Genomic DNA, 25,417 nt, shown 5'->3' on the forward strand with positions numbered 1-25,417 from the left:
TACCCACAACTGTCAACCTTAATAAAGATTAATTTTGCCAGGCCTAGCAAATGCAACAAGTTGTAAATTCATTTTTTTTGCAAGATCAATAGCCATAGAGGTCGGCGCCGACATCGTTACTAAAAGCCCCACTCTCGCAGCAACTGCTTTTTGAACCATTTCAAAGCTCGCCCGAGATGTAGTCAATATAAATCCATCCCTAGGATTGATCTTCTTTCGAAGCATAACACCAATTAGTTTATCTAATGCCACATGCCTACCGACATCTTCCCTTACGACACTGATATCCCCTTTTAAACCCACCCAAAAAGCTGCATGAGCGCCACCTGTTCTTTGATTGACAAACTGCAACTCATTAGTCAAAGAAAGCGCATAACTTATGGCCTTATCATTAATTTGAAATATCCCACTAATCGCTTGCTGCTCTCTAACAACATCCGATAAAGAATCAAGCCCACAGATCCCACATCCTGTTCGGGCACTCATTTGGCGTTTTCGACCTTCAATACGCACCGCACACATTGGTTTAACTTCCACCCGAACCTCAATACCAAACTCTTTGTGAGTTACATCAATACTTCGAATATCATCTAAATGGTTTACTATTCCTTCCGTTAAAGAAAAACCATAAATAAAATCCTCAATATCTTGAGGCGAGCACATAACGACTACGTGAGGAATATCGTTATAAATAATAGAGACCGGCACTTCAACAACCACAAAATCAACATTTTCTTCCCAAACATCATCTCTATATCGACATACACTCACTTTTGTAAAAGCCTCTCTTGAAGAGCGATCTTCCATAATTAACCTCACGATAATTTTTTATCACATCATCTCGCAATTTAATTTATTTTAAGAATTATAAATCTCGCGACAGGATCCATACTTTGTTTGCTGCTTCACAACCTATTCGCCATCCAATATATGGTTCAAACACCTTTTCCCCCTCGCCACAACCGCCAACTAAATCTTTTTTACTCCAAACAACCTTATCCCCCCAAATAGGGAGCCCATCCCAAGTTGCTGTTACGAGTTTCGATTTTTCAAAGTCTTCATAATCGATCATCATCGCAATACCATCAAAATTTACATCAAGCAACTCATAGCGCCCAAAGATATTCTTTACAACCGTCTGCGTGTCAATTTTCAGCAATCGTAAAGCTTCTGTATCAATCTTATACCGATCAAGTTTCACAGACCCCTTATGTTCTGAAAAAATTGAAAGATCAAAATTATCTAAATACGATGCGATATACTTGTGAAAATCAACAGCCTGCCCCATTCGATACGGGGCAACGAATGGCGATAACATCCAAAAATATCCAGCAACCATGGCTAAATAACCAACGTTAGTAACCCGACCAACCAATAACGGCTCGCGATCTCCCCGACAAACACCTTCACAAGGCACATTAAACGTATACACATCTAGCCCATCAAAAATCTTAATTATCTGAAGAGAATCCATCAAGCTAGACTCAATTAGTAAATCATCTACGGTGTGTACTTTTCTCTTGAAAGAAAAACCATGCAGACTAATCATAAGCTCTTTACCTTGAATCTCTGCACTTTCATATACGTTTTCATAATTTCTACTGCCATAGGGCAACACCCATTCACTATTACTTTTCAAATTTTTATCGAAGCTGCCTTGCGAATTCAACACCCTCAGTGCATCCAATAGCTTTTCCTTCTCGTTAGCATACCGATTCACCGCTTCTTCTCGATAAGAAGATAAAAGAATCTGCTGCGTCATAGTCAGTTTGAAACCCAACACCAAAAAGCTCAGCACAAGCAATACAGACAAAACACCCAAAAGAGACATTCCTGATTCTCTCATCATAAACTATTCCACAATAGAAAAAGAAAATGAATCCGCATATAGAACATTTACTAACTCCCTTTGATATTCTCCAGCTTTGTAATTTACTTTTGGTTGTTGATATAAAGCAGGAATACCTACAACCAACAAAATATAGAATTTTTTATCCTGTCGCTGTTCCACTCGAAAATCATAAATATTGTTAATACGAACAAAAGCCTGACCATCTAAATAATCAATAACTAACACAGGTTTATTGCCATTTTTTTGTAAGTAGATTAGCTGTTCTCGAAATAGATAAATTTGCACTCCATTTTTAAAAATAGAAGCTATCTTTTGCCGATCACTATCTTCAATAATCACCCCTTCCTCTTTAAATTTCCCCTTTATAAAGAGACTACGTTTACAATCAGTTAAGTAAAATCCTAACTCCTTAAGACCTCTATATCTCTCTGGAATATGCACTGTTATTGAAGCACCATGAATTTTAGCTTCAAGCAACTGAAGTCCACGAACAAGCATTATGTGACTCCCCTCAATAAGACCTGAAAGATTTTTAACAGGCTTCGGCGAATAATGCATTATCCCTCTACCTTGAGGAGAAATAAAATTCAGAAGCGATTGCTGCTGTTCCAGAGATGGTTTAGAGATAATCACTTTATGAGCGAACTTTGCACGAATAGACTCATTCACACCTTCTCCTAACACCATAACGCGCTCACTTGGAAGCATTTCTGGACATATTGGCGTAAAAAAAAGCTCCGATAAATCGCGTTTAATAAGACTCTTTGCTTGAATAACTGAATTTAGAACTTCGATTTTTTTCTCCATACTATGAACTTTAAACGTTATATGCTTTAGAGCAGGCAATAAAATCACAAAAAGTAACGATAAGAGCGCTAATCCGGCTACAAGCTCTAAAAGAGAATGACCATGATCATTACTTAAAATCTTACAATCCTCTCCCCTATGCAAATATCTACAATCAAACACGCCCCTTAATCTCTCTTTTGTAAAATTTTTTCGCGTTCGATTAGTCGCTCAAGCAGAATATCACTATTTTTAATGAAGAACGTCATCGACCACAATACGATTGAAATTATTAATAACGCAACTAATAGCTCCACAAATGTCACACCTCTCTCCATCTCACCCCCTACTTAGCTTATATAAAGATAGTGCGATTAAATGTAAGCGGTTAAACAAAAACACTTCAGTTAACTATCAACAAGTTACACAAGCCCCCTGTAACACGACCGACAAGGCAGAACAGCCTATATCTTTCTTACAGGCCATTAACTCGCTTTTTTTCCAACATTCTACTAATGTCCTCTTGACTATTTTTTAGTTAGGCTTTAATATTACCCCTCTTAAACCCGACCGTTTTGTAGTCCCCTCTCAAATGGCTGGTTTGAACGAATATTTTATGTGAATTAATTTATGCGGAGCATTCAGCAATTATGTATGCAGTAATTAGAACGGGCGGTAAACAGTATCGCGTTGCGGAAGGTCAAATCCTCCGCATTGAAAAAATCGAAGGCGCAGAAGAAGGTTCAAACATCGAATTAAATGATGTTCTTCTTGTTAGTGCAAATGGTAATGTAACTGTAGGTACTCCTGTGGTGGCAGGTGCTAAAGTGACAGCGGAAGTTAAAAAACAAGGTCGTACTCGTAAGATCGACATTATTAAATTCCGTCGTCGTAAGCATTATCGTCATCATGCAGGACATCGCCAGCATTTTACAGAAATCAAAATCACTGGCATTAACGCTTAATTAACTAGATAGAGGTACTTAAACTATGGCACAGAAGAAAGGTGTTGGTTCGAGCCGTAACGGTCGTGACTCAGAAAGTAAACGTCTTGGAGTAAAGCGTTTTGGTGGTGAGCTTGTATCAGCTGGTTCAATCATTGTTCGTCAACGTGGAACACGTTTTCATGCAGGATTAAACGTAGGTATTGGTAAAGATCACACACTTTTTGCTAAAACTGATGGTCATGTAACATTCGAAACCAAAGGTTTAGGCAAACGTAAATATGTAAGCATCGATCCTGTTGCTTAATATTTCGTACTAAACAGTTATGAAAGCTCCATGATATTTGTGGAGCTTTTTTTATTTCCTCACATTTATTCTGAGGTAAGTATATGAAATTTATAGATGAAGCTAAAATTGTTGTTGTAGCAGGTAATGGTGGCAATGGCTGCGTAAGCTTCCGCAGAGAAAAATTTATTCCTTTTGGTGGGCCTGATGGCGGTGATGGCGGTGATGGCGGCAGCATCTTTCTGAGAGCAACTAAAAAACTCAATACACTGATGACCTATCGTTATACACGTACTTATCGCGCTGAACGCGGAGAAGATGGTGCTGGTGCAAATCGAACAGGGAAAGATGGTGACGATCTCTACCTTGACGTACCATTAGGTACACAGGTATTTGATGATGTCACCAATGAACTTATTGCCGACTTAACGGGAGAAGGTCAATCTGTCAAAGTTGCACAAGGTGGGTTTCATGGGCTAGGAAATACTCGCTACAAGACATCAACTAACCGAGCACCGCGTCAATCAAAGCCTGGCACAGAAGGCGATGAACGCGAATTGCGCTTAGAGCTAAAAGTAATGGCAGATGTTGGACTTTTAGGACTTCCTAATGCTGGAAAATCAACATTAATTCGCGCAATATCCGGCGCTCGCCCTAAAGTCGCAGATTATCCATTTACAACATTAGTTCCAAGTTTAGGCGTTGTTGATATTGATGAGTTACGCAGCTTTGTTGTTGCTGATATCCCGGGATTAATTGAAGGCGCTTCTGATGGCGTTGGTCTTGGTCACCAGTTTTTAAAACATCTGAGCCGTACATCTATTCTGCTTCATCTTGTCGATATATCACCCTCAAGTGATTCTCAAGATCCTGTTGAAGATTACTTCACGATTCTGGAAGAGCTTAAAAAGTATAGTACCGAGCTGCACGAAAAACCTCGCTGGTTAGTGATGAATAAAATTGATCTTATTCCTGAAGGTGATCGCCAAGAAAAGATTGAAGAATTTCTCACTGCTATAAAATGGGATCGTTCAATGCCCCATTTCGCAATTTCTGCAATTGCAAAAATGGAAACTCGTGAAATGTGTTATCAAATCATGGATGAAATCGACAAAGAACGTGCAGATGAAGTCAATGACTATGATGAAGCGGCACAAAAAGCAATCTTAAAAGAACGCGATAAACTTTTAAGTGAAGAAGAATATTACGCAATGATGAATTCAGATAAATAATCTTTATTCATTCTTCTTTTCAGATAAAAAATAAAAAAATCCCGCGGTATTTAGTAACCACGGGACTTTTTATTATTTAAAATAATTACTGAGCTATTTCTTACGAATAGGCGGAAGATCTGTACATGCTCCCATAATATTTTCAGCCGCCATTCCAACAGATTCGATTAGCGTTGGATGAGGATGAATAGTATGACCGATATCTAAATTATCTGCCCCCATCTCCACAGCAAGACAAATTTCTCCGATTAAGTCACCTGCATGAATACCGACTACTGCACCACCAAGAATAACTTTACTTTTTGGATCATATAAAAGCTTCGTAAAACCTTCATCACGACCATTCGCAATCGCTTTACCACTCGCTGCCCATGGAAAAATAGAAACCTCATACGGAATACCTTTCGCTTTCGCTTCTGTTTCTGTCAAGCCTGCCCAAGCTATTTCTGGATCGGTATAAGCAACAGATGGCACAAATTTTGCATCAAAGAAACGTTTTTCACCAACGCACACCTCTGCTGCAATATGACCTTCATGCACAGCTTTATGAGCAAGCATAGGCTGACCTACAATATCGCCAATAGCAAAAATATGCGGCACATTAGTGCGCATTTGTTTATCAACAGAGATAAATCCGCGCGCATCAACATTCACGCCAGCTTTCTCTGCATGTAGAGTTAATCCATTAGGGCGACGTCCAACAGCCACAAGCACCTTATCAAAGACTAATGGATCATCTGGTGCATTCTCACCGTCAAATGTCACCTCAATACCGGCTTTTGTTGCTTTTGCACCCGTAACACCTGTTTTAAGCATTACTTGATGGAAACGCTCTTTATTATATTTTTCAAAAACTTTTACTAAATCACGATCAGCACCTGGGACAAGCCCATCTGCAAATTCTGCAATTGTGATTTCACTACCCAATGTAGAGTAAACAGTCGCCATCTCAAGACCAATGATACCGCCACCAATCACAAGTAACTTTTTAGGAATATCTTGTAATTCAAGCGCACCGGTAGAGTCGATAATACGAGGATCTTCTGGCAAAAATGGTAATTTAACTGCTGAGGAACCTGCTGCAATAATTGCCTTATTAAAGCTGATTTCTCGCTCACCACCAGCAGCTAGCTCAACAGTTAAGTGATGATCGTTTTTAAATGTTGCAAAACCTTGAACAACCTCCACTTTCCGCATTTTAGCCATACTTTCTAAGCCACTGGTCAGACGACTAACGACCGATTCTTTAAAACCACGTAGTTTATCTAAATCGACTTTCGGCTTGCTAAACGTTACACCGATATCAGCAAATGATTTTGCAGCTTCCATTACATCCACAACATGGAGTAATGCCTTTGATGGAATACATCCCACATTCAAACAAACGCCACCAATTGTCGAATAACGCTCCACTAAAATTACTTTTAAACCAAGATCAGCTGCTCTAAAAGCGGCTGAATAACCGCCAGGTCCACCACCAATCACCACAAGATCACAATCAGCATCAACAATAGAAGTTGTAGCGGAGTCAGTGGCTTTGGCATAATTTTCCGCAATCTTCGGAGTTGGTTGATTAGCTGTTTCTTTTTTAGACATATCAGCTTTTGGGGAGATATCCTGCTTAGCCAAGGATTCCGAAGCATCTGCGACTTCTAGCTTTGCAAAAAGCGTTCCTTCGCTAACAGCATCACCCACTTTGACTAAAATCTCTGTGATTTTACCCGCTTTTTCAGCCGGCACATCCATTGAAGCCTTATCCGACTCTAACGTTAAGAGCGTATCATCTAGCGCCACGATATCGCCCTCTTTTACATGCATTTCGATGACGTCAACACTATCAAAATTTCCAATATCTGGAAGTTTCAAATCAATAATCATTGTGACCTCCTAAATAACCATACGGCGCATATCTGTTAACAACTCATTGAGATATACGATAAAACGAGCACCCAGCGCACCATCAATAACACGGTGATCGTATGAGAGTGATAACGGAATCATTAAACGAGGTTCAAATTCTTGCCCATTCCATACAGGTTTAATTTGATTTTTCGCCACACCAAGAATCGCAACTTCCGGTGCATTAATAATTGGAATAAAGTTAGTACCACCAATTCCACCAAGTGAGGAAATTGTAAAACAACCTCCTGTCATTTGATCAGGTTTCAATTTACCTTCACGGGCAAGGCCTGCAAGCTCCCGCATCTCTGCGGCGATCTCTAAAACACCCTTCTTATCACAATCACGAATAACTGGTACAACTAGACCATTTGGTGTATCTGCCGCAAAACCAATGTGGTAGTATTTTTTAAGAATTAATTTATCGCCTTCAAGAGAGCTATTGAACTCAGGGAATTTTTGAAGTGCTTTCACCACTGCTTTAAAAAGGAACGCTAAAATAGTTACACGCGCACCTTGCTTTTCATACTCTTTATTAAGCTGCTTTCGAAGCGCTTCGAGATCAGTAATATCAGCTTCATCAAATTGTGCAACATGTGGAATCATTGCCCAATTTCGCGCGAGATTTGCACCAGAAATTTTCTGAATACGACTCAACGGCTTCTCTTCGACTTCCCCAAATTTAGTAAAATCAACTTTTGGCCAAGGAAGTAGATCTAACCCACCACCATTGACATTAGCAACTCGACCAACGGAAGATGATGTCGCCCCAGAAAGAATACCTTTTACATAACTTAGAACATCTTCTCTTAAAATACGATTATTACGACCAGATCCCGTAACTTCATTGAGGTTTGCACCCAACTCACGAGCAAAAGCGCGTACAGAAGGTGATGCATGGACTCCACTGAAATCCAACGATGCTTGATTAGAAGTCGGAGCTACGGGAATCTGATTAGCATCATGAGGTGCCTTTAAAGTAGATTCTTCGCTTTCATTTCTCACAACTATTTCAGTCGTTTTAGCTGCCACAGGAACTGATTTTTCTGATTTAGAGGGTTGCACACTTACTGAAGCACTAGAGGTCGTTGCAATCGTAACAACTAAATCCCCTTCCTTAACTTTATCACCGACTGCTATCGCAATTTTTGTGATTTTGCCCGCTTTATCAGCCGGCACATCCATCGATGCTTTATCTGACTCTAGCGTTGCAATAGTATCATCAATATTAACCAGATCTCCAACTTTGACAGGAATATCGATCACATCCAGCTCATCATTATTCCCCACTGCTGGGATACGTATTTCAGCACTTCCATCTGTTGTTGCTACTTGCGGTACGGCTGATTCTGTTTTAGCTGCTTGTAGCTTATCATCAACAGTTTTTATCATGTCTACTTTTACATCTTCTGTTTCAGTAGTTTCCGATACAGCAGAGTCATCTGCGGCTTCAATGCGCGCAATAATATCGCCTGTTTTAACTTGATCGCCTACTTTTACCAAAATCTCTACAATTTTTCCCGCTTTTTCTGCTGGAACATCCATTGATGCTTTGTCAGATTCTAATGTCATCAACGTATCATCGATAGAAACAACATCACCGACTTTTACGTTTATTTCAATCACATCAACTGCGTCGAAATTCCCAATATCTGGCACTCGTAATTCTATATTTGCCATAAGTTTTATCCTTTATATATCTGTTAAATCACCAGCTCAGGTAGAAGAAAATGCCCCTTACCTAGGAAAGGAGCATTTCATTTCAATTTAAACCCAAAGTGGATTTGGTTTCTTAACATCAATGTTGTATTTCTTAATTGCATCTGCAACAACTGATTTTTCAATTGTTCCAGCATCTGCAAGCTCTTTCAATGCAGCAACTGTAACGTAGTAACGATTAACCTCAAAGAACTTACGAAGCTGGGCGCGTGTATCTGAACGCCCAAAACCATCTGTACCCAGTACACGATATGGGGCTTTAATTGCTGAACGAATTTGCTCCGCATACATACGAACATAATCTGTTGAAACGATAATAGGCGAATCTTCACCATTAAGCTTCTTAGATACAAACGACTCTGGTGCCGTTTTATCTGGATGGAACAATGCTTGGCGCTCACATTCATGAACATCACGTGCCAGTTCTGTAAAACTCGGGCAGCTGTAAATATCACTCTCTACGTTCCACTCATTTTTTAGAAGTTCTGCCGCATGCATCACCTCTTGTAAAATCGTACCAGCACCTAAAAGTCGAACTTTTGGATGTTTATTTTTCGTGGCAGCTTTTAAAAGATACATTCCTTTAAGAATATCCTTTTCAACTCCTTTTGGCATTTCTGGATGAGCGTAATTCTCATTCATAATCGTGATGTAATAGAAAACATCCTCTTGATCCTCAACCATGCGACGTAGACCATCTTGCATAATAACTGCAAGCTCAAACTGTAAAGCTGGATCGTAAGATTTACAATTTGGAATTAAGCTTGCCAACACATGACTATGGCCATCTTCATGTTGTAGACCTTCCCCATTTAACGTCGTACGACCTGCTGTCCCCCCCATTAAGAACCCACGGGTGCGTTGATCAGCTGCTGCCCAAATAAGATCTAACGTACGTTGCATTTGGAACATTGAGTAACAAACAAAAAATGGAATCATCTCAACATTTGAGTTTGAGTATGCTGTACCAGCAGCGATCCACGAACTTACTCCACCCGCTTCATTAATTCCTTCTTGAAGAATTTGTCCGTCTTTTGTTTCTTTATAGAACATCAGTTGTCCAGCATCTTGCGGTGTATATTGTTGCCCTGCCTGTGACCAAATACCTAATTGACGAAACATTCCTTCCATACCGAAGGTGCGTGATTCATCCACTAAAATTGGTACAACGCGTTTGCCAATTTCTTTATCTTTCACAATAGTGTTAAGAATACGAACAAAGCTCATTGTTGTAGAAATTTCACGCCCCTCTGCCGTTGCTTCTAATTGTGCTTTAAAGGCATCTAGTTTCGGGACTGTAAGCTTTTCTTTTGCTTGAACCCGACGCGACGGTACATACCCACCTAATGCACGGCGACGTTCATGAAGATATTCAAGCTCAGGACTCCCTTCTGGAGGACGAATAAAGTTTACTTCTTCCAAATCCTCATCCGAAATTGGTACTTCGAAACGATCACGAAAACGACGAAGAGATTCTAGGCTAATAGATTTTTGTTGGTGAGCAACATTTTGTGCTTCACCATCTTGACCCATTCCGTAACCTTTAATTGTTTTCACTAAAATGACAGTTGGCTGTCCCTCTGTTTTCACTGCCGCATCATACGCTGCATAAACTTTATTTTCATCATGACCACCACGATTTAAACGCCATACGTCGTTATCTGACATATGAGCAACCATTGCTTTAAGCTCCGGTGTATTAAAGAAATGCTCGCGCACATATGCACCATCACGAGATTTATAAGTTTGGTAATCTCCATCAACACATTCCATCATGCGCTTACGCAGTAAACCATCATGATCTTGAGCTAAGAGCGAGTCCCAACCATTCCCCCAAATAAGTTTAATCACATTCCAGTTATTACCACGAAAACCTGACTCTAACTCTTGAATAATTTTACCGTTACCACGAACAGGCCCATCTAGACGCTGTAAGTTACAGTTGATCACAAAAATAAGGTTGTCGAGTTTTTCACGACCTGCAAGTGAGATTGCACCTAATGATTCTGGCTCATCCATCTCACCATCGCCACAGAAGCACCAAACCTTGCGCCCTTCTGTATTTGCAAGTCCTCTTGAGTGAAGATATTTCAAGAAGCGCGCTTGATAGATCGCTTGAATTGGACCTAATCCCATCGATACTGTTGGGAATTGCCAAAAATCTTTCATGAGCCAAGGATGTGGATAAGAGGAAAGCCCTTTGCCGTCTACTTCACGGCGGAAATTATCCATCTGCTCTTCCGTAATACGTCCTTCAATAAAAGCACGTGCGTAGATACCGGGGCTTGAATGACCTTGGAAGAAGATCAAATCACCATCTTGAGTGTCTGTATTTCCTTTCCAGAAATGATTAAATCCGACTTCCCACATGGTTGCTAACGATGCATAACTTGCAATATGACCACCAAGACTTGAATCTTCGGCATTTGTTCGAACAATCATCGCCATCGCGTTCCAACGAATATAAGAACGGATTTTATGCTCTAATTCAGAGTTACCAGGGTAGCGTGGTTGCTTATCTGCGGGGATTGTATTGATATACTCAGTAGTACCAATAAATGGAATTTGAACGCCATCACGATGTGCACGTTCAATCACTTTTTCAATTAAAAAGTGTGCACGTTCTTCACCTTCAACTTCAAGGACACTCTCAATTGAATTGACCCAATCTTGGGTCTCTAACGGATCAATGTCATTCAATAACTTTTGGTCTGCCATAAAATCATCCTCTTTACTTTTAATAAGCCTTGTTATTTTGTGACAGGCTTATTGATGGGAATAGGCTCGGTAACATTAGCCTATCTTTGCAACAACAATTGGCTCTTTAAAGTCCCTATATTGTTATTTTCACAATAATTATTAAACTCAAAGTGACATTATCTATCACTTTGCAACTACTTAAAATAATACAAATAAAATCTTTAACAGTATAACGGATATTCCATCAAATTTACGCTTATTTTTACAGCTCTAATCATAATATCCTCCCAATTTTTTTATTATGCTTACGCTCTTTGACAACAGTTTGTTCTTATCATTACTCTATTTTGAGATAAAAAAAAGAGTGGCCAATATAGCCACTCTTGCTATTCACAAAAAACTAAATATTCTTCACGATCATTATTTCATACCATCTAAATAACCGCTATACATGTCTATACGCATCTGCGCTTCTTTAATTTTATATTCAGCTTCATACTGATCTTCAATATCACCTTTTAACTTTGCCTTTTGAAGTTTGTATTCCGCTTTAGCTTTATCTTTTTCTGCATCTGCTACTTTCTCAAGAAGTTCTAAGCGTTGTTCTGCCTCATAATACGATTTTGCTTGAGGTGAATCGATAGAATAACCACCGCCACAGTATGTTTTTATATTAGAAATTGCTGTTTCTAATCCACGGATACGATATTTATTATCATATTTTTTTGCATAGTCTAACTGTTTTTCTAAAGCTTCAAGCTTTCGTTGACAACCATAATCAGCCATCGTTACCGTTGGAATCATAAGACCTGAGAGTACAAGCGCAATCACACTGAACTTTTTCATTTTCTAATATCTCCATTTTTAAGTACAAAAAAACGCTTATAAAACGTTGTTTATATAAGCGTCAAGAAATATGCTTCTAATCAGAACAATTTCTACCATTTTAGGAGAATAACAAATCATAAGTATAAAATTGTCAATAACTTTTCAACCATTATTATGGATCACTATTTAATCTTCTAGTAATTTATGACGAGATATGTCATTACAAGCGCTCTCCATTTTCAGAACTCCGATAATACAATATAAACAATTGAAAACTTTAAATAAACCATATAAATACTCAATCTAATACGCTATTTTGGTAGAATATAGAGTTTAAAACTTTCATTGTTAACAAAGAAAATAATCACATGATTAAAATTAAACAATTGCAAAAGTCTTACCCCACAGATAAGGGCGTAAAAAAAGTAGCCCTTCAAGGAATTAACCTCTCCATTGATAATGGCATGATATTTGGTGTAATAGGACATTCAGGCGCGGGGAAAAGCACATTAATTCGTTGTCTAAATTTACTAGAACGCCCAGATAGCGGGCAAATTATCATCGATGATGTTGATTTAACCGCCCTTTCAAATCGCGAGCTAATGTATGCTCGACGCAAAATAGGCATGATTTTTCAACACTTTAATTTGCTTTCAAGCCAAACAGTTTACGATAATATTGCTTTTCCACTTCGCCTAGAGAAAATGAGCGAATCCAATATTAAGAAACGTGTATTGGAATTACTGACATTAGTCGGTATCGAAGAGCATCAAGATAAGTATCCTGCCCAACTCTCAGGCGGACAAAAACAACGCGTTGGAATCGCCCGATCAATAGCTAATAATCCTAAAGTTCTTCTGTGTGATGAAGCAACTTCAGCACTTGATCCGCAAACGACACAATCCATCTTAGAATTATTGGTTGATATTAATAAAAAGCTTGGGCTGACTATCGTGCTTATCACACATGAAATGGAAGTTATTCGCTCCATTTGTCATCGTGTCGCGGTTATTCATGACAGTCAAATTATTGAAGAAGGCCCAGTAGAAGAGGTGTTTTTGTATCCTAAATCTGGTGTGACCCAAGAATTTATTCTTGATAAAGCTGAGCGCGATAAACTACAGAAATACCTCGAACATCATCCCACACAAGCCGATAATCTCTATCAAATTTCCTATGTAGGCTCAGAAACATTTGAGCCGCGCCTCAGTCAAATCATCAAAAAAAGCAATATTGATCTTTCAATCCTTTCGGGATCTATCAGTTATATTCGCGATATCCCTTTCGGGCAATTGATTGTCGCACTACAAGGTGCTACTTCCGAAAAGACAGAGGCACTCAAACTCTTCGAAAATAATGATATTGCCATCATGCCCCTAAATTCACAACAGACCTTAAAACAATTAAATATAAATGAGGGCTCACACCATGAATAGCATTATTGATGCACTCTCTAATACACAATATTGGACAATTATTTGGGATAACACATTATTTACACTACTCATGCTTGGATTTACGTGGTTATTTACAATTATTATTGGTTTACCTTGGGGGGTTGCACTCTTTTTAACATCACCATCGCAACTGCTCTCTGCACCTATTTTTTACCGTCTCTTCTCCTTTTTCACCAATATTTTACGGTCTATTCCCTTTTTAATCTTAATTGTGGTACTTCTTCCACTAACATTTAAATTAATGGGAACAAAAATGGGAGTTAAAGGCGCGATATTCCCACTCGTGATTGGCTCTGCACCATTTTTTGCGAGATTGGCTGAAACAGCTTTCCGAGAAATTGATCGTGGCGTTATAGAGGCAGCCCAAAGTATGGGAACTCCCCTTCGCACTATTATTTGGAAAATTTTATTACCGGAAGCAAGACCGAGCATTATTGCTGGTATTACAGTGACAGGGATTTTAATTCTCTCTTACACAGCGATGGCAGGTTCCGTTGGTGCAGGAGGGCTTGGAGATGTAGCAGTACGTTTTGGTTACCACCGAAATATGGCTGAATTGATGTATCTTATTGTCCTCGTACTAATCATAATCGTTCAAGTTATTCAATGGATTGGTGATGCATTAGTTCGCCATTACACACGAAAATAATTCTTTATCAATGACCCGATATCGAGGTATTTTATAACGTGGGTTTTACTTAACCTACCATTCTTAATTCACAACAGGAGATATATACCTATGAGCAAAATAAATGCTGCAATTATTGGCTACGGCAATATAGGCCGCTATGTACTTGATGCGTTAGAAGCTGCACCAGATTTTTCAATAGCTGGTATTGTGCGTCGTAAAGCGACCCCAATTCCAGGCGTTAAATATCCTGTTGTTGAAAATATTGATGAATTAAAAGATATCGATATTGCTATTTTATGCGTACCCAGCCGCGAAATTAAAAAATATGCTATCCAAATGCTTGAAAAAGGTATTAATACGGTCGATAGTTTCGATATCCATACGGATATCGTCGATCTTCGTAGAGCACTAGATAAGGTTGCAAAAGCTCATGGTAAAGTAGCACTACTATCTGCTGGCTGGGATCCCGGCTCTGATTCAATGATTCGTGCATTACTTCTTGCTGCGGCACCTAAAGGAATCACGTATACAAACTTTGGTCCTGGTATGAGTATGGGGCATTCCGTTGCAGTAAAAGCAATTAAAGGTGTCAAAGATGCTCTGTCAATGACTATTCCTATCGGCACAGGTCAGCATCGACGCATGGTCTATGTAGAGATCGAAGATGGTATTTCATTTGATGAAGTTAAAAATACGATCTTAAATGATGACTATTTCAAGAATGACGATACCGTTGTACAACAAGTGGAATCTATTGATCTTCTTAAAGACGCAGGCCATGGCGTTAATATGACTCGTAAAGGTGTTTCTGGAAAAACAGACAACCAAATTTTTGAGTTTGATATGCGCATAAACAACCCCGCCTTGACAGCTCAGATCCTAGTCTCTTCAGCAAGAGCAGCAATAAAACAAGTTCCTGGCGCTTATACGATGATCGAAATTCCATTAATTGATCTACTCCCTGGAGATCGTGAAGAACTTATCCATCAACTCGTTTAATATTCTTTAACAACAAAAAAAGCATCCCCTGGGTGCTTTTTTTTGATAAAAATTTCTAATAAAAAGCGGCCCCATTATTTTATCGTCAGTAGCAAATGGCTTGATTTTAACAAAATTTTTACATACGTTCATTTGATAACAAGCGTTATTGCTCGCTATGATATTCATTAATCTTCGCAGATTAATCAATTTATAGTAATTTAATTTCAAAACCCATCTAATTCATAGCAATCACGATAATCATTCAAATGCTTTTGCTGTAAAATAATAACTTAAGAAAAAATATCCCTCTTCCTCAAGTTACTTTTTATTCCAAATAATGATTGCTTTCATTAAAAAAGCTCGCTATAACTAATGATGTCGGGGCTCGATTCCCTGTTTTTAAATAAAAGGATATTCAATTATGCGTAAATTACTATTAGCAGCGACATTAACATCCCTGCCATTTATTTCACTTGCTGCTGAAAAACTCACTATTGCGGCAACACCTGTGCCACAGGCAGAAATTTTAGAGTTCATTAAACCCCAACTAGCAGAAAAAGATATTGATCTGAATATTGTTGTTGTCACAGATTATGTCCTCCCTAACCTAAGTTTAGATGAAAAAGAAGTCGATATTAACTATTTTCAACATATCCCTTACTTAGATGAATTCAATAAAAACCACAATCTCAACATATTGGCTTTAGAACCAGCGATTCACGTTGAACCTATTGCTGCATACTCACAAAAGTTCAAAACAAAAAGTGAAATTGCCAATGATATAAAAGTCAGTATTCCAAACGATCCTGCAAATGGTGGACGAGCCCTTATACTGCTTCACAACGAAGGATTAATTACCTTAAAAGATCCATCAAATATTCTTTCAACTGTATTTGATATTAAAGAAAATCCTCACAATATTAGTTTTGTTGAACTTGAAGCACCAATGCTTGCACGCACACTTGATGAAGTGGATCTTGCATTAATTAATACTAATTTTGCGTTAGATGCAGGCCTGAATCCTATTAAAGACTCCCTCTTTATTGAAGGGAAAGAGTCACCATATGCAAATGTGATTGCTGTACTTCCAGAAAATAAGGATGATGCTCGCATTCAAACCTTTATGGAAGTAATTACCTCTGATGATGTTCGTCAATTTATTGATGAGAAATATCAAGGAAGTATCGTTCCTGTCTTTTAAATCAATCGTTGAAGTTGTAAAACTTTCCGTGGAATTACATTGACAAAAGACTGAAAAAAGTTAATCATATGTGATTATTACAAATTTAATTGCGCCGATCTCGGCGCAATACTGTGTTATAAATTCTAACATTTCAAACTGGAGTAAAACCTTGGCAAATACAGCACAAGCAAGAAAACGCGTTCGTCAAGCTGAGAAACACAATGCAGCTAACGCTTCTTACCGTTCTATGACTAGAACTTACGTTAAAAAAACTATCAATGCTATCAAAAGCAATAATCGCGATGAAGCAGTTAAAGCTTATGGCAAAGCGCAGAGCTATTTAGATCGCTCAGTTAAACGTGGTCTTATTCATAAGAACAAAGTTGCACGTCTTCTTAGCCGTTTAAACACACAAATTAAAGCAATCGCTTAATTTACAATAGCAAATTTCACAAGAAGTTCGTTATAAAAACAAAAAACCTCGCATAGCGAGGTTTTTTATTATCTTTCTAAAATTTACCAATATCGATTTATATCGCGTTCGACACACAACGCGATAATATCTCAACTTTAAGGACGAACAATAGTCTTCGATTGTAAATCCATAATTCGCGTTGGGCTCGATAAACCACCCACGTTTCCTTCCATTACTCCAGCTATTTGATCATTAAATACATCTATAATGGCTTCAGGAGACATTAATGGTTCTGACTGATGAAGGTTTGCACTTGTTGACACCACTCCTACCGGCAATAACTCACATAGCGAAAATGCGTCAGGATGATTCGTTACTCGTATAGCAAGCGTTGTGAATCTACCTCGTAAATATTCAGGACAACTAGCTCTTGCAGGTACTATCCATGTATATCGAAACCCCCCACGAAGACTTCCCAAAACTATTTGGGCATCTTCTGTTGATAGTGGTTCGATCAATGACTCTTCTAATTGATTTAATGAAGCACTCATCACAATAAAGCCTTTCGATGAGGAACGCTGTTTCATTGATAATAATTTTGCAACAGCCAAAGGGTTCATAGCATCTGCCGCAAAACCATAAACCCCTTCTGTTGGATATGCAATAATTTCTCCATTTTTTAAAGCTGAAGCCGCTTCTTCATATGAAAGTAATGTCATTTTTAATTCACAAAGAGATAAGTCCCAGCAACATACAATCCAAAAGCAAGTGCCGTAGAAACAGGTAGCGTTAAGATCCACGCAATAACAATATTCTTCACTGTCGATTTCTGTAACCCAGATTTATTCGCAATCATAGTACCCGCAACAGAACTCGATAGAATATGTGTGGTAGAAACCGGAAATCCTAAATGGCTTGCTGAAGCAATAGCAATTCCCGAAACAATCTGTGCACTCATACCCTGAGCATAAGTCATATCTTTTTTACCAATTTTTCCACCAACAGTATCAACAACGCGTTTCCAACCAATCATGGTTCCCATTCCTAATGCTAACGCGACCGCTACAATTACCCAAAACGGAGCATATTGTGTCGTCTTTGTTAAATCCTTGCCTATCGCTTTATACGATTTACGGTATCCTTCAGGAAGTGTCTCTACTGTTTCTAATGTTTTCGCAATATTCGCAAGACACATTACCTCATTGCGAACACCCCAACGTTGATCAGTAGTTAATTGATCATAGTTATCAACCCCATTTAAGAGTGAAATAAGCTTTTGTGAGTGCGCTTTCATCTCACTATATTCACAAGTAAATCCAACATCGTCCGGTACTTTTTCAACTTGCTTGACTGGATAAAGTTTATCAAGTACTTTCTGATTACTTTCATAGTAAGAAACCATCTGTTGCGCCGCAACCCTAGTCTGTTCAATCTCAAAAACACTTGAATTAAGATTCAATACAAATTGAGCAGGTACAACACTAAAAAGCACTAGCATCACCAAACCAATACCTTTTTGCCCATCATTTTGTCCATGCGCATAACTCATCCCCATCGCTGATGTGACAAGCCAAAAACGTGGCCAAAATGGCGGTTTTTTCTTTTTATCAAGAACATGTCGTTGATAAGGTGTTTTATGAATATAACTATTAGGCATAAAACGTAGTAATCCTAAAAGCAATAATCCTGCAAGCCCGGCGCCTATAAAAGGTGAAAAAAGCAGTGATTCAAAAACACCTACCGCTTTACCCCAGTTAACTCCATCCACCAAAGAGTGATCGTGCAGTAATGCATTTGCAAGGCCAACGCCCAAAATAGAGCCTATCAATGTATGTGAACTTGATGCAGGAATTCCAAAATACCAAGTACCTAGATTCCAAATAAGCGCTGCCACTAACAATGAAACTACCATAACCAATCCTTTTGTAGAATCAGCACTAGCCAGTAAGTCCATAGGTAGAAGATTGACAATGGCATATGCAACACCAAGTCCTCCTAGTAGCACTCCCAGAAAGTTAAAGATTCCTGACAAAAAAACGGCCAAACGAGGTTTTAGTGATTTAGTATAAATCACTGTTGCAACCGCATTTGCAGTATCATGAAACCCATTGACAAACTCAAATGCCAATACAAGACCGATGGATAAGACCAGCGTTAAAAAAACAACAAGATCAATACTATGAAAAAATTCTAACATTACGGTTTACTCTAAATTTATGCCTATATATCGGTTAACGCATGGTTACTAGTTCTTCCGCTGCCGTCGGATGAAGCGCAACAGTATCATCAAAATCTCTTTTACGCGCGCCCATTTTTACCGCAACAGCAAAGCCTTGCAGCATTTCATCAACCGTAGGCCCAATAAGATGAATGCCAACAATCTTTTCATCTTCACCCACACAGACCATTTTCATAGCAGTTTTGACAGGCTTCTCACTAAAATTTGAGTACATTGCCGTAAATGAAGCGGTATAACATTTAATTGCAGATTCCCCATATTGGTCTATGGCTTCTTTTTCAGTCAATCCGGTGGTACCAATAGGAGGGTGTGAGAAAACAACACTTGGAATATTATGATATTCAAGATGACGATCTTTCATACCATTATGAAGACGATCCGCTAAACGACGCCCTGCCGCAATCGCAACCGGTGTTAACTGAAATTTACCACCAATAATATCCCCAAGAACATATACGCCAGAAATATTTGTTTCTTGATACTTGTTAACCGTAATTGTGCCATCCGGATTTGGTTTGATATCGGTATTTTCAAGACCAATATTATGAGTATTATAGCCTCGACCAATTGCCCAAATTAAAAGATCTGTTTCAATAGATTCTTTTTCAATATTCACAGTGAGTGAACCATCATTATTTTTATTTACTTCCTGCACATTAGAAAGCGTATGAAGTGTTAAGTTCTCATCACCTTCTAATACTTCAGCTAAGTGCTTTGTAATATATCCATCAAAATGACGGAGAACCATCTCCCCACGACAAATCAGATCTACCTTACTACCTAGCGCAGAGAGAAGCTGTGCAAGCTCAACGGCAATATATCCTGCACCAACAACCACAACTCGCTTAGGCGCGACCTCAAGATCAAAAAACTCATCTGAGGTAATTCCGAATTCAGCGCCTTTAGTATTCGGTATTAATGGATAACCACCTGTTGATACCACAATACTATCAGCTGTAAAACGTTCACCATTTACTTCAATAGTATGATTGTCGATAAATTTAGCTTCACCATAAATCACATCAACACCAGCATCAGGCATATAACTAGTATCGTACCAATTTACGATATTCTTAATATATTGATCCCGCTTCTCTTTTAATGTTTTCCATGCAAATGTTGGCTCACTAAAGCTAAAACCATATCCCTTGGCATCATCAAACATATGGGCAATAGAAGCTGCATTCCACATAACTTTTTTCGGCACACATCCAACATTTACACATGTTCCACCGAGTTTATCTTTCTCGATCAACAAACATTTTACACCGTAACTTGCAGCTCTTTCTGCATAAGAAAGCCCACCAGAACCTCCACCAATCACAATTGCATCATATCTTGTACTCATTATTTATCCTTTTGTAACATTCTTTTTACCAATCTTTTTTATTGGCTGCGCGATAGAGCATTATTACTCAATAGACTTTAATTGATGTTATAAAACTGACGATTCACAATATCAAAAAATGGCACAACTTCTTCTACTCCTGAAACATGCCGCGCGATCTCAATCGCTTCTTGCGCCTCTGCTTGATTTACAATTCCCATCAAATAAACTTTTCGTTGACTTGTTTCTACCTTGACATTCCCGGCATTAAAACCTTTTATCTTAATGCCCGTTGTTAATGCTGCTTTAACTTTCGCTGTTATCATAGAATCAGCAGTGATACTTGCAAATGATGCTTCAGGAGCAATAATTAGCTCGTTATGTACTGTTTTCACATGCTCTGTTTTTCGAACTGCTTCTTCGATCTGTAAACCTAATTCACGAGTCGGCACCTCACCTAAAATAAGGACTGTCCCGTTATAACTCAAAATGCTTACATGTGCATTCGTACGCCCTTGTAGATCGCTAATTTTATTTTGAACTTTTACCGTGATCGCATTATCTTCCACAATTTGTCCTGCGGTGCGCCGATCATTTACGCCAGCAGCTGCTGCGCCTGCACCACCAATAATAAATGCTGGAACACATGCTGAAAGCATCAACATAAAACTTCCTAACAACATTACTCGTTTTAACATTCAATCTCTCCTACAAAGGCTTTTACTCTAACAAACGAATTAATAAATTCTTGATTAACGAAACGCTGAATCAATCATTGCACACCAGATATGAATAACTAAAATGTGAATTTCTTGAATACGCGCTGTTCTTTTATGTGGGACTTTTACCAAATGTAAATTAGCAGATTTCATTTCCGCCATTTTTCCACCTGTTTCGCCTGTTAATGCTAACACAATCATCCCTTTCTTCAGCGCTTCTTCAATGGCTCGATTAATACTTTTAGAATTACCACTCGTGCTAATTGCAACAAGCACATCTCCCTGCTGCCCTAAAGCCATCACTTGTTTAGAAAACACTTCTTCATAACTATAATCATTTGCGATAGAGGTCAGATTGGAACTATCTGTTGTCAAAGCAATCGCAGGCAATGGAGTGCGTTCTAATTCAAAACGATTAATAAGCTCAGCTGCAAAATGTTGTGCATCAGCGGCTGAACCACCATTTCCACAAGCGAGAACTTTATGTCCACTTTTAAGCGCCGCAACCATTAGCGCACCTGTTTCTTCAATGATCTCTGGCATAACTTGTAAAACTTTTTCTTTAAGTGCCAAACTTTCTTTAATATGAGTAATTGCTGTCATTTCAAGATTCTCCAATAATAGAAAAGACCCAGAAGATAACTTTCTGAGTCTTATGGTTATTTACGATATCAGACTGTTAGTAAATCCTTAATTTTACTCATTGCTTGATTTTCAATCTGTCTAATACGTTCTGCTGAAACAGAATATTTATCAGCCAATTCAGTCAATGTAGGTCGCTCCTCATCTTCATCACGCATCCAACGTTGCATAATAATATCCTTACTACGAGGATCAAGCTCTGCTAAGGCATTATTTAGTTTTTCATTACTTTGGGTAACATAATCTTCCCGCTCAAGCGCTTGTGATGGATCTAAAGCATTACTCGATAGCCAATCGGATGGACTAAAATCACCATCTTCGGCACTACTATTGACAGGAAGATCAAACGCCAAGTCATTTGAAAAAAGGCGCATCTCCATCTGTTTTACTTCAGCCTTAGAAACATTAAGTTCTTTGGCAATATCTGCCGCTTCTTTGTCGGTTAACCACTCAAGCCCTTCCTTCGCAGAACGAAGATTAAAAAATAATTTCCGTTGAGCTTTTGTAGTAGCAACTTTGACAATGCGCCAATTACGAATCACAAACTCATGAATTTCAGATTTAATCCAATAAACTGCAAATGATATCAAACGAACATTATAAGATGGATCAAATCGCTTTACTGCTTTCATCAACCCCACATTGCCTTCTTGAATAAGATCAACTAAAGGTAATCCGTAGCCGGTATAATTTTTAGCAATATGCACAACAAACTTTAGATGTGATAAAACCAAAGCTTGAGCGGCATTGAGATCTTGATGCTCTAATAATCGGTAGGCCAAGGCCTGCTCTTCTTCCGCGGTTAGTGTAGGTATATCGCCAATAGCGCTAATATAAGCATCTAATCCCTCAGCGACAGAGGGGAATGTGTTGGCACGAAGCACTATCTGTTTATCTTTATCGAGCATTCAATGAACCTCCAAACTTAATTAAAAACAGACGTCATATCACTAAAATTAGTGCATAAAACGCATCCGCTTTTATATTTTTATAGCTTTTTATTATACCAAATATGCCTCGATTAATCCGCATAAAATGCTTATTTAATATTCTTATAAAAGCGATAGAGTCCCGAACATTTTACAGTGAATAAAGATCATTTTTCTTGTAAAATCAAAGTAATTATCACAATTGTGATGTTCTGAGTCTTTGTTATAATCGTAGAGCTAGATTCACAACAAAAACCTTGTTAGTATCTAATATTTACTCCAAATTCAGTATAAAGGATAGATCTCAAATGGATTCTCCAAATAATAAAACTGAAGATCTTCGAATTGAAGCGCTTCGCTATCACGCTCAACCAAAACCCGGTAAAATTTCGGTAGAAGCAACTAAACCGCTTGTTAACTCAAAAGACCTTTCTCTCGCTTACTCCCCAGGCGTTGCATATGCTTGCGAAGAAATTCAAAAAGATCCCTTAACCGCTCTTGATTACACATCGAAAGGTAATCTTGTTGCCGTCATTAGCAATGGAACCGCTGTATTAGGCCTAGGCAATATCGGACCTCTCGCAGGGAAACCCGTCATGGAAGGTAAAGGGGTTCTTTTCAAAAAATTCTCAGATATTGATGTTTTCGATATTGAAGTTGATGAGTTAGATCCTGATAAATTCATTAATATTGTTGCAAGCCTAGAACCAACTTTTGGAGGCATTAATCTTGAAGATATTAAAGCTCCCGAATGTTTCTACATCGAAAAAGAACTCAAAAAACGGATGAACATACCTGTTTTCCATGATGATCAGCATGGTACCGCAATTATCACTGCAGCAGGTGTTCTCAACGCACTAAAACTTACCGACAAGAAAATTGAAAATATTAAACTTGTGTGTAGCGGCGCCGGCGCTGCTGCAATCTCATGCCTAAATCTTTTAATGCAATTTGGTCTTAAGAAAGAAAATATTACCGTTGCAGATCGTGAAGGGGTTGTAAATCATCATCGCAAGCAAGACTCTCTTGATCAATATAAATCCTTCTTTTTACAACAGACCGATAAAATGACATTAGGCGAAATTATTGAAGGCGCCGATGTCTTTTTAGGTCTCTCTGCACCAGGTGTTTTAACCGCAGAAATGGTTACTAAAATGGCACCAAATCCATTAATTTTTGCTCTTGCTAACCCAGAACCAGAAATCCGCCCTGAGCTCGCTCACTCCGTGAGAGAAGACGCAATTTTAGCAACAGGCCGTTCAGATTATCCAAACCAAATCAATAATGTACTCTGCTTCCCATATCTTTTCCGTGGCGCACTCGATTGTGGCGCAACGGAAATCAATGAAGCAATGAAAATGGCATGTGTTAAAGCGATTGCTGATTTAACTCACAAAGAGCCTACTGATGAAGTATTACACGCTTATCCTGGAGAAAGCTTACGATTCTCACGTAATTATATTATTCCCAAACCATTCGATCCACGTTTAATTGTGGAATTGCCTATCGCCGTAGCAAGAGCCGCGATGGATTCAGGCGTTGCGCAACGTCCTATCGTTGATTTTGAAGAATATCGGCAACGTTTAAGTGAGCATTTTAATAAAACCAATATGGCAATGCGCCCTATTTTCAATCAAGCAAAGGAAAATGCACGTACAATTGCCTATTGCGAAGGGGAAGATGAACGCGTTCTGCGAGCCGTCTACCTTGTAAAACAAGATCGCTTGGCCAACCCTATTTTGATTGGGCAACCCAAAGTTATAAAACAACGCATTGAAGAGTTAGGGATTAATCTCGAAACACGTGTATTACAACCGCACGAAGAGATTAGCCGCGATATTGATGCTGATTACGTTCAAATTATCGATTATCGCAATCCTCCAATGCTTGATCTTCTGGCAGACAAGTATTATAGCGTAATGAAACGGAAAGGTATTACTCCAGAACTTGCACGCCAACGCATGCAAACGCGAGGCAATCTTCTGGCCGCAATGCTCTTGGAATTAGGACTTATCGATGGGCAAATTAGTGGTATTTTAGGTCAATACCATCGTCATGTGCATCATATTGTTGACTCCATTGGCCTGCGCAAAGGCACATCACAACCTGCCGCCATTAGTTTATTACTATCACCCAAAGGCCCATTATTCTTCTGCGACACGCATGTTAACGAGAACCCAACAGCCGAAGAGCTTGCAGATATCACAAAAATGGCGGCAACCGTTGTTGAGCGTTTTGGAATGACCCCTAAGGTCGCTCTCCTATCCCACTCGAACTTTGGTTCACGTGATTCAAAATTTTCTAAAAAAATGCAAGAAACATTGCAGATCCTAAAAGAGAGCGCCCCTAACCTTGAAGTTGAAGGAGAAATGCAACCCGACCTCGCACTGTGGGAGCGTTATCGTAATGCATACTTCCCCAATTCTGAATTTGAAGGCATGGCAAATCTCTTTATCTTCTCTAATATCGACACTGCAAACGTGACCTACAATTTTGTAAGAACAATTAGCGACAGTATTGTTGTCGGCCCAATTTTAACTGGGATCTCAAAACCTGCTCACGTAGTCACTAATATCGCGACGGCTAGACGCATTATTAATATCACTGCGATCTGTGCTACCGATCCAATTGAGTAAGATTCAGAGATG

Annotated in this window: 23 protein-coding genes; 9 read left to right on the forward strand and 14 right to left on the reverse strand. The window is 38.8% G+C overall.

Annotation, left to right across the window (positions count from 1 at the left end; genetic code table 11):
- Positions 1-18: 18 nt before the first annotated feature.
- The 4 genes from fdhD to ACPF7B_RS06395 are packed head-to-tail and all read right to left on the reverse strand — an operon-like array spanning position 19 to position 2,976.
- Positions 19-807 (reverse strand): formate dehydrogenase accessory sulfurtransferase FdhD, encoded by a 789-nt coding sequence (gene fdhD, locus ACPF7B_RS06380; RefSeq protein WP_490504990.1) that lies wholly within the window; start codon positions 805-807, stop codon positions 19-21.
- Between the two features lie 58 nt (positions 808-865).
- Positions 866-1,849, reverse strand: a complete 984-nt coding sequence (locus ACPF7B_RS06385) for a hypothetical protein (RefSeq protein ID WP_490504991.1) — start codon at positions 1,847-1,849, stop codon at positions 866-868.
- A 3-nt stretch (positions 1,850-1,852) separates the two neighbouring features.
- Complete coding sequence (locus ACPF7B_RS06390; protein ID WP_490504992.1) at positions 1,853-2,821, reverse strand: hypothetical protein; 969 nt, start codon at positions 2,819-2,821, stop codon at positions 1,853-1,855.
- A gap of 5 nt (positions 2,822-2,826) precedes the next feature.
- Complete coding sequence (locus tag ACPF7B_RS06395) at positions 2,827-2,976, reverse strand: type II secretion system protein (RefSeq protein WP_490504993.1); 150 nt, start codon at positions 2,974-2,976, stop codon at positions 2,827-2,829.
- 312 nt (positions 2,977-3,288) lie between these two features.
- On the opposite strand from ACPF7B_RS06395, the gene rplU reads away from it, so the two are divergent.
- From rplU to cgtA, 3 genes are all read left to right on the forward strand, one after another.
- Entirely contained in the window at positions 3,289-3,603 is a 315-nt protein-coding gene (rplU, locus tag ACPF7B_RS06400; protein ID WP_490504994.1) for a 50S ribosomal protein L21, read from the forward strand.
- A gap of 25 nt (positions 3,604-3,628) precedes the next feature.
- On the forward strand, positions 3,629-3,889 hold the full coding sequence (rpmA, locus tag ACPF7B_RS06405; RefSeq protein ID WP_490504995.1) for a 50S ribosomal protein L27: 261 nt from the start codon (positions 3,629-3,631) through the stop codon (positions 3,887-3,889).
- A gap of 83 nt (positions 3,890-3,972) precedes the next feature.
- Entirely contained in the window at positions 3,973-5,100 is a 1,128-nt protein-coding gene (cgtA, locus tag ACPF7B_RS06410) for an Obg family GTPase CgtA (RefSeq protein WP_490504996.1), read from the forward strand.
- A 93-nt stretch (positions 5,101-5,193) separates the two neighbouring features.
- Here cgtA and lpdA read toward each other — a convergent pair whose 3' ends face one another.
- The 4 genes from lpdA to ACPF7B_RS06430 all read right to left on the reverse strand — a co-directional run bounded on the left by lpdA (position 5,194) and on the right by ACPF7B_RS06430 (position 12,264).
- Positions 5,194-6,978, reverse strand: coding sequence for a dihydrolipoyl dehydrogenase (gene lpdA / locus ACPF7B_RS06415; RefSeq protein WP_490504997.1), 1,785 nt, complete (start codon positions 6,976-6,978; stop codon positions 5,194-5,196).
- A 9-nt stretch (positions 6,979-6,987) separates the two neighbouring features.
- Entirely contained in the window at positions 6,988-8,679 is a 1,692-nt protein-coding gene (gene aceF, locus ACPF7B_RS06420) for a dihydrolipoyllysine-residue acetyltransferase (protein WP_490504998.1), read from the reverse strand.
- Between the two features lie 87 nt (positions 8,680-8,766).
- On the reverse strand, positions 8,767-11,436 hold the full coding sequence (gene aceE, locus ACPF7B_RS06425; protein WP_490504999.1) for a pyruvate dehydrogenase (acetyl-transferring), homodimeric type: 2,670 nt from the start codon (positions 11,434-11,436) through the stop codon (positions 8,767-8,769).
- 402 nt (positions 11,437-11,838) lie between these two features.
- Positions 11,839-12,264 carry a DUF1090 domain-containing protein gene (locus ACPF7B_RS06430; RefSeq protein WP_490505000.1) on the reverse strand — a complete coding sequence of 142 codons (426 nt, stop codon included), beginning with the start codon at positions 12,262-12,264 and terminating at the stop codon, positions 11,839-11,841.
- Positions 12,265-12,614: 350 nt separating this feature from the next.
- On the opposite strand from ACPF7B_RS06430, the gene ACPF7B_RS06435 reads away from it, so the two are divergent.
- The 5 genes from ACPF7B_RS06435 to rpsT all read left to right on the forward strand — a co-directional run bounded on the left by ACPF7B_RS06435 (position 12,615) and on the right by rpsT (position 16,931).
- Entirely contained in the window at positions 12,615-13,682 is a 1,068-nt protein-coding gene (locus tag ACPF7B_RS06435; RefSeq protein WP_490505001.1) for a methionine ABC transporter ATP-binding protein, read from the forward strand.
- Entirely contained in the window at positions 13,675-14,352 is a 678-nt protein-coding gene (locus tag ACPF7B_RS06440; RefSeq protein ID WP_490505002.1) for a methionine ABC transporter permease, read from the forward strand. Before ACPF7B_RS06435 ends, ACPF7B_RS06440 begins: the two co-directional genes overlap by 8 nt.
- Before the next feature lie 90 nt (positions 14,353-14,442).
- A complete protein-coding gene (locus ACPF7B_RS06445) occupies positions 14,443-15,333 on the forward strand; it encodes a diaminopimelate dehydrogenase (RefSeq protein ID WP_490505003.1) in 891 nt (296 codons plus the stop codon).
- Between the two features lie 403 nt (positions 15,334-15,736).
- Complete coding sequence (locus ACPF7B_RS06450) at positions 15,737-16,516, forward strand: MetQ/NlpA family ABC transporter substrate-binding protein (RefSeq protein WP_490505004.1); 780 nt, start codon at positions 15,737-15,739, stop codon at positions 16,514-16,516.
- 151 nt (positions 16,517-16,667) lie between these two features.
- Complete coding sequence (gene rpsT / locus ACPF7B_RS06455) at positions 16,668-16,931, forward strand: 30S ribosomal protein S20 (RefSeq protein WP_490506510.1); 264 nt, start codon at positions 16,668-16,670, stop codon at positions 16,929-16,931.
- A gap of 137 nt (positions 16,932-17,068) precedes the next feature.
- Here rpsT and ACPF7B_RS06460 read toward each other — a convergent pair whose 3' ends face one another.
- The 6 genes from ACPF7B_RS06460 to rpoH form a co-directional block, all read right to left on the reverse strand.
- The gene (locus ACPF7B_RS06460) at positions 17,069-17,632 is read right to left on the reverse strand and encodes an L-threonylcarbamoyladenylate synthase (RefSeq protein WP_490505005.1); all 564 of its coding nucleotides are present in this window, start codon (positions 17,630-17,632) and stop codon (positions 17,069-17,071) included.
- 2 nt (positions 17,633-17,634) lie between these two features.
- A complete protein-coding gene (locus ACPF7B_RS06465; protein WP_490505006.1) occupies positions 17,635-19,110 on the reverse strand; it encodes an inorganic phosphate transporter in 1,476 nt (491 codons plus the stop codon).
- Between the two features lie 34 nt (positions 19,111-19,144).
- Positions 19,145-20,500: a glutathione-disulfide reductase gene (gene gorA, locus ACPF7B_RS06470; RefSeq protein WP_490505007.1), complete on the reverse strand. Its 1,356-nt coding sequence runs from the start codon at positions 20,498-20,500 to the stop codon at positions 19,145-19,147.
- Between the two features lie 77 nt (positions 20,501-20,577).
- Positions 20,578-21,177, reverse strand: a complete 600-nt coding sequence (locus ACPF7B_RS06475; RefSeq protein WP_490505008.1) for a BON domain-containing protein — start codon at positions 21,175-21,177, stop codon at positions 20,578-20,580.
- A gap of 54 nt (positions 21,178-21,231) precedes the next feature.
- Positions 21,232-21,801 carry a D-sedoheptulose-7-phosphate isomerase gene (locus ACPF7B_RS06480; protein ID WP_490505009.1) on the reverse strand — a complete coding sequence of 190 codons (570 nt, stop codon included), beginning with the start codon at positions 21,799-21,801 and terminating at the stop codon, positions 21,232-21,234.
- A gap of 68 nt (positions 21,802-21,869) precedes the next feature.
- Positions 21,870-22,748 (reverse strand): RNA polymerase sigma factor RpoH, encoded by an 879-nt coding sequence (gene rpoH, locus ACPF7B_RS06485; protein WP_490505010.1) that lies wholly within the window; start codon positions 22,746-22,748, stop codon positions 21,870-21,872.
- Between the two features lie 329 nt (positions 22,749-23,077).
- Between rpoH and ACPF7B_RS06490 the strand changes: the two genes are divergently transcribed.
- On the forward strand, positions 23,078-25,405 hold the full coding sequence (locus ACPF7B_RS06490) for an NADP-dependent malic enzyme (RefSeq protein WP_490505011.1): 2,328 nt from the start codon (positions 23,078-23,080) through the stop codon (positions 25,403-25,405).
- Positions 25,406-25,417: the final 12 nt, after the last annotated feature.

It is taken from the genome of Ignatzschineria sp. 22MB058224, from assembly GCF_058188435.1.

What these genes read in the sequence shown, in the direction of transcription:
- ACPF7B_RS06445 (WP_490505003.1), top strand. Translation starts at nt 14,443, where the DNA reads ATGAGCAAAATAAATGCTGCAATTATTGGCTACGGCAATATAGGCCGC.
- rpoH (WP_490505010.1), bottom strand. Translation starts at nt 22,748, where the DNA reads ATGCTCGATAAAGATAAACAGATAGTGCTTCGTGCCAACACATTCCCC.
- fdhD (WP_490504990.1), bottom strand. Translation starts at nt 807, where the DNA reads ATGGAAGATCGCTCTTCAAGAGAGGCTTTTACAAAAGTGAGTGTATGT.
- ACPF7B_RS06430 (WP_490505000.1), bottom strand. Translation starts at nt 12,264, where the DNA reads ATGAAAAAGTTCAGTGTGATTGCGCTTGTACTCTCAGGTCTTATGATT.
- ACPF7B_RS06440 (WP_490505002.1), top strand. Translation starts at nt 13,675, where the DNA reads ATGAATAGCATTATTGATGCACTCTCTAATACACAATATTGGACAATT.
- ACPF7B_RS06395 (WP_490504993.1), bottom strand. Translation starts at nt 2,976, where the DNA reads ATGGAGAGAGGTGTGACATTTGTGGAGCTATTAGTTGCGTTATTAATA.
- ACPF7B_RS06435 (WP_490505001.1), top strand. Translation starts at nt 12,615, where the DNA reads ATGATTAAAATTAAACAATTGCAAAAGTCTTACCCCACAGATAAGGGC.
- aceE (WP_490504999.1), bottom strand. Translation starts at nt 11,436, where the DNA reads ATGGCAGACCAAAAGTTATTGAATGACATTGATCCGTTAGAGACCCAA.
- ACPF7B_RS06475 (WP_490505008.1), bottom strand. Translation starts at nt 21,177, where the DNA reads ATGTTAAAACGAGTAATGTTGTTAGGAAGTTTTATGTTGATGCTTTCA.
- rplU (WP_490504994.1), top strand. Translation starts at nt 3,289, where the DNA reads ATGTATGCAGTAATTAGAACGGGCGGTAAACAGTATCGCGTTGCGGAA.
- ACPF7B_RS06490 (WP_490505011.1), top strand. Translation starts at nt 23,078, where the DNA reads ATGGATTCTCCAAATAATAAAACTGAAGATCTTCGAATTGAAGCGCTT.
- ACPF7B_RS06450 (WP_490505004.1), top strand. Translation starts at nt 15,737, where the DNA reads ATGCGTAAATTACTATTAGCAGCGACATTAACATCCCTGCCATTTATT.
- ACPF7B_RS06465 (WP_490505006.1), bottom strand. Translation starts at nt 19,110, where the DNA reads ATGTTAGAATTTTTTCATAGTATTGATCTTGTTGTTTTTTTAACGCTG.
- lpdA (WP_490504997.1), bottom strand. Translation starts at nt 6,978, where the DNA reads ATGATTATTGATTTGAAACTTCCAGATATTGGAAATTTTGATAGTGTT.
- rpmA (WP_490504995.1), top strand. Translation starts at nt 3,629, where the DNA reads ATGGCACAGAAGAAAGGTGTTGGTTCGAGCCGTAACGGTCGTGACTCA.
- ACPF7B_RS06460 (WP_490505005.1), bottom strand. Translation starts at nt 17,632, where the DNA reads ATGACATTACTTTCATATGAAGAAGCGGCTTCAGCTTTAAAAAATGGA.
- ACPF7B_RS06480 (WP_490505009.1), bottom strand. Translation starts at nt 21,801, where the DNA reads ATGACAGCAATTACTCATATTAAAGAAAGTTTGGCACTTAAAGAAAAA.
- ACPF7B_RS06385 (WP_490504991.1), bottom strand. Translation starts at nt 1,849, where the DNA reads ATGATGAGAGAATCAGGAATGTCTCTTTTGGGTGTTTTGTCTGTATTG.
- cgtA (WP_490504996.1), top strand. Translation starts at nt 3,973, where the DNA reads ATGAAATTTATAGATGAAGCTAAAATTGTTGTTGTAGCAGGTAATGGT.
- gorA (WP_490505007.1), bottom strand. Translation starts at nt 20,500, where the DNA reads ATGAGTACAAGATATGATGCAATTGTGATTGGTGGAGGTTCTGGTGGG.
- aceF (WP_490504998.1), bottom strand. Translation starts at nt 8,679, where the DNA reads ATGGCAAATATAGAATTACGAGTGCCAGATATTGGGAATTTCGACGCA.